Genomic DNA, 3,007 nt, shown 5'->3' on the forward strand with positions numbered 1-3,007 from the left:
GTCTCGGCCCAGGCCGGCTGGCGCTGGCCGACGGCGACCAGCAACAGCTTCACGCGCGCGAGGCGGTCTTCTTCGCCGGCGCTTTCCGGGCGGGAGCCTTCTTCGCCGGGGCCGCTTTCGCCGGAACCGTTTTTGCCGGGGCCTTCCTGGCCGCGACCGGCCTGGCCGCAACGGTCTTGGCGGCAACCTTCTTCGCCGGTGCCTTGGCCGGTGCCGCCTTGGCCGCCGCCTTCTTCGCCGGCGCAGCGCTCTTCACGCCGACCGTGCGGGTCACGACGCTGCCGGTCTTGGCCGGTGCCGCCTTGCGGGCCGGGGCCTTCTTGGCTGCGGCCGGCCGGGCCGCAACGGTCTTCGCCGCAGCCTTCCTGGCCGGTGCCTTGGCCGGGGCCTTGGCGGGCGCCGACCTGGCCGCCGTCTTGGCGGGGGCCTTGCCCGAAGCGGCCTTCTTCGCCGGCGCCTTCTTCGCCACCGGCTCCTCGGCCTTCACGAGCCTGACCGGCGCCGTGTCCACCTTGAGCTTGACGGGCTTGTCGCCCCAGATCTCCTCGAGGTGGTAGTACTCGCGGATCGACGGTTGCATCACGTGGACGACGGCAGCGCCGCAGTCGACGATGATCCATTCGYCGTTGTCCTCGCCCTCGGTGCGCAACACCGGGAAGCCGCCCGATTTCACCGCATCACGCACGCTGGCTGCGAGGGCCTTGGTCTGGCGGTTCGAGGTGCCCGAGGCGATGATCACGCGCTCGAAGAGCGGCGAGAGATGCTCGGTGTTGAAGACCAGGATGTTCTGTGCCTTCACGTCTTCCAGACCATCGACGATGGCGCGCTGCAGTTTTCGGATGTCCATTCAACTCCTGAGTTCGCCCGTGYACAGGGCGTATTGGTCAATATAACGCGCCACGGGGGCGGGCACCAGATCGTCGACCGCAAGTCCCCGGGCCACGCGGGCACGGATGTCGGTCGACGACACGTCCATCATCGGCAGCGGCACCGCCCGGTGCGGCTGCGCCTGCACCTCGCGGCTCGCCGCCATCGTCACGCCGGGCCGGTTCGCGACCGCCAGCGTGACGCGTTGCAGCAGATCCTGCCAGCGCACCCAGCTGTGCAGCCCGGCGTACTGGTCCTGGCCGATCACCAGGAACCACTCGACGCCCGGCTCGGCGGCCTGCAGTTCGCGCACGGTGTCGAAGGTGTAGCTCGCGCCGCTGCGGCGCAGCTCGCAGCCTTCGAGCGTGAAGCGCGGCTCGCCTTCGATCGCCAGCCGCACCATCGCCTCGCGGTGCACGGCGGGCGTCAGGTCACGGTGTTTCTGCCATTGGCGACCCGCCGGCACCCAGCGCAATTCGTCGAGCTCGAGTTGCGACAACGCGACACGGGCCAGCGCCACATGCGCCACGTGCACCGGATCGAAGCTGCCTCCGAACAGCGCAATGCGCTTCAAGGGAAGGTCTCTTCGGCCCAGGGGCGCGGTCGCAGGAAGTCGCTGTACAGGCGCGCCTCCGGCGTGCCGGCCGCGGGCGACCAGTTGTAGCGCCACTTCACGAGCGGCGGCATCGACATCAGGATCGACTCGGTGCGCCCGCCCGACTGCAGCCCGAACAGCGTGCCACGGTCGAACACCAGGTTGAACTCGACATAGCGGCCGCGCCGGTAGGCCTGGAAATCGCGCTCGAGCTCTCCGTAAGCAAGTGCCTGGCGGCGCTGCACGATCGGCAGGTAGGCCGGGATGAACGCATCGCCGACCGCGCGCAGCATCTCGAAGCTGCGCTCGAAGCCGAGCTCGGAGAAATCGTCGAAGAACACGCCGCCGATGCCGCGCGGCTCGTTGCGGTGCTTCAGGAAGAAATACTCGTCGCACCACTGCTTGAAGCGCGGGTACTTGTCATCGCCGAAGGGCGCGAGCGCGTCGCGGTTGGTGCGGTGGAAATGCTGCGCATCGGCTTCGAAGCCGTAGTACGGCGTCAGGTCCATGCCGCCGCCGAACCAGGTGACCGGCGCGCCACCGGCCGGCAGTGCGGCCAGCATCCGCACGTTCATGTGCACGGTCGGCACGAACGGGTTGCGCGGGTGGAAGACGAGCGAGACGCCCATCGCCTCGAACGGCGCCCCGGCCAGCTCGGGCCGGTGCTGCGTGGCCGACGGCGGCAGCACCTTGCCCTTCACGTGCGAGAAGCTGCAGCCGCCGCGCTCGAGCAGCGGGCCCTCTTCCACCAGCCGCGAGAGGCCTTCGCCCTCGAGCTTGCCGCCGGGCTCGCGCACCCAGTGGTCGGTGATGAAGGCATCGCCGCCTTCGGCCTCCATCGCGCCGATGATGCGCGACTGCAGGCCGAGCAGGTACTCGCGGACCGCGCCGGTGTCGCTCATCGCTTGATGGCCCGGTGGCCGATGTCGCGCCGGAACTGCATGCCGTCGAAGTGGATGCCCTGCAGCGCTTCGTAGGCGCGCTGCTGCGCCATCTTGGTCGAGTCGCCGAGCGCGGTGACGCACAGCACGCGCCCGCCCGCGGTCACGGCGCCGCCCTTGTCGGGCGCGGTGCCGGCATGGAACACCATCGCATCCGGCTGCTCGGCCGGCAGGCCGGTGATCGCATCGCCCTTGCGCGGGTTCAGCGGGTAGCCGCCGGCCGCCATCACGACGCCGAGCGCTACGCGGCGGTCCCATTGCAGCTCGACCTGGTCGAGCGTGCCGTCGGTGGCCGCCATCATCACGTCGAACAGGTCGCTCTTCAGCCGCATCATGATCGGCTGCGTCTCCGGGTCGCCCAGGCGCGTGTTGAACTCGATCGTCTTCGGCGCGCCTTCGTCGTCGATCATCAGCCCGGCATACAGGAAACCGGTGAACGGCACGCCATCGCGCGCCATGCCGGCGATGGTCGGCAGGATGATCTCGTGCATCACCGTCGCATGCACGTTCGGCGTGACCACCGGTGCCGGCGAGTAGGCKCCCATKCCGCCGGTGTTCGGGCCKWCATCGCCGTCCWGCAGGCGCTTGTGGTCCTGGCTGGTGG

General features: G+C 69.6%; 4 protein-coding genes. All 4 read right to left on the minus strand.

The window, feature by feature from the left end; translation table 11 throughout:
• Positions 1-49 precede the first annotated feature (49 nt).
• Positions 50-847: a ribosome silencing factor gene (gene rsfS / locus AC1D12_RS29610; protein ID WP_477844768.1), complete on the minus strand. Its 798-nt coding sequence runs from the start codon at positions 845-847 to the stop codon at positions 50-52.
• Complete coding sequence (gene nadD / locus AC1D12_RS29615; protein ID WP_477844770.1) at positions 848-1,441, minus strand: nicotinate-nucleotide adenylyltransferase; 594 nt, start codon at positions 1,439-1,441, stop codon at positions 848-850.
• Positions 1,438-2,364: an oxygen-dependent coproporphyrinogen oxidase gene (hemF, locus tag AC1D12_RS29620; RefSeq protein ID WP_477844772.1), complete on the minus strand. Its 927-nt coding sequence runs from the start codon at positions 2,362-2,364 to the stop codon at positions 1,438-1,440. Before hemF ends, nadD begins: the two co-directional genes overlap by 4 nt.
• On the minus strand, positions 2,361-3,007 hold a 647-nt coding region (locus tag AC1D12_RS29625; RefSeq protein WP_477844774.1), incomplete at its 5' end, for a phosphoribosylamine--glycine ligase. The genes AC1D12_RS29625 and hemF, both read right to left, overlap by 4 nt.

This window comes from Rhizobacter sp. P1_G5 (assembly GCF_056405435.1).

Coding starts and splice junctions, on each gene's coding strand:
- hemF (WP_477844772.1), bottom strand. CDS start 2,364: ATGAGCGACACCGGCGCGGTCCGCGAGTACCTGCTCGGCCTGCAGTCG.